Raw genomic sequence first — 755 nt, 5'->3', positions numbered from 1 at the left:
AGAATAGCGTTTTTTTCATATTAGGTGGTATTTTGTTTTGTTAGCTTGATGGTGTTGTAGCGGTCCCCCTTTTAAAATAGTAGCGTATAAACACGAAAAAACTCCTAACAAATTTTGTTAGGAGTTTTTTCAAATATGTGATGTTTTTTTAATCTTCATTATCGATTTCTATTGTACCTGTTCTAGCACTAACCTTTAAAATATTTAACAGATTATCAGGTGTTTTGATTTCCACTTCATATTCAAATTTTGATTGTGCTAATTTGTCATCTTCTAATTCAAATTCTTTTTTCACATTCATAATTTCTCCATTTGTATGAGCTAAAGCAATTTCACGAACTTGTTTCTCTGTGTAGTTTTCGTTCTTTTTGGCATAATTGTAACCCATACCATAATACCCACCAACAATAGCAATACCACTTACTACAATAGCAATTACACTTATCATTATTTTCTTTTTATGTTTTAACATTTTCATCGACTCCTTCGTGATTAATCATCTATTCCAAATCTTGCTTCAAGCGCATTTTCTGCTTGCTCTAATTGATCTTCCAATATATCGTGTTCTCTTTCTTGCGTTTGATATTGTTCAATCGTTATCGTTCCAGCGCGATAATCTGCTTCTAGCTGATTATCAGATAGATCTATCTTGTCATCTAATTGATCAATTTCTTTTTTTGCTGCTAAGTACGTATTTAAGTTTTCTTCTTTTGCTCCAACCGGTTTCGTGTTATTTGCCTTTTCAACGATAGCTG

1 protein-coding gene and 1 pseudogene are annotated in these 755 nt (G+C 31.8%); both read right to left on the bottom strand.

Going from position 1 to position 755, the window contains the following annotated elements:
• Positions 1-148: 148 nt before the first annotated feature.
• Positions 149-472 (bottom strand): PepSY domain-containing protein, encoded by a 324-nt coding sequence (locus KI369_RS27470; protein WP_212958762.1) that lies wholly within the window; start codon positions 470-472, stop codon positions 149-151.
• Between the two features lie 20 nt (positions 473-492).
• Positions 493-755, bottom strand: a pseudogene (locus tag KI369_RS27465) (hypothetical protein); the annotation flags it as partial.

This window comes from Bacillus sanguinis, assembly GCF_018332475.1.
GTDB lineage: Bacteria > Bacillota > Bacilli > Bacillales > Bacillaceae_G > Bacillus_A > Bacillus_A sanguinis.
The sequence above is the reverse complement of the archived record's forward strand: the minus strand, read 5'-3'. Positions and strand labels throughout refer to the sequence as shown.

Excerpts from the sequence above, each read along its gene's own strand:
- KI369_RS27470 (WP_212958762.1), bottom strand. The coding sequence starts at position 472 with ATGTTAAAACATAAAAAGAAAATAATGATAAGTGTAATTGCTATTGTA.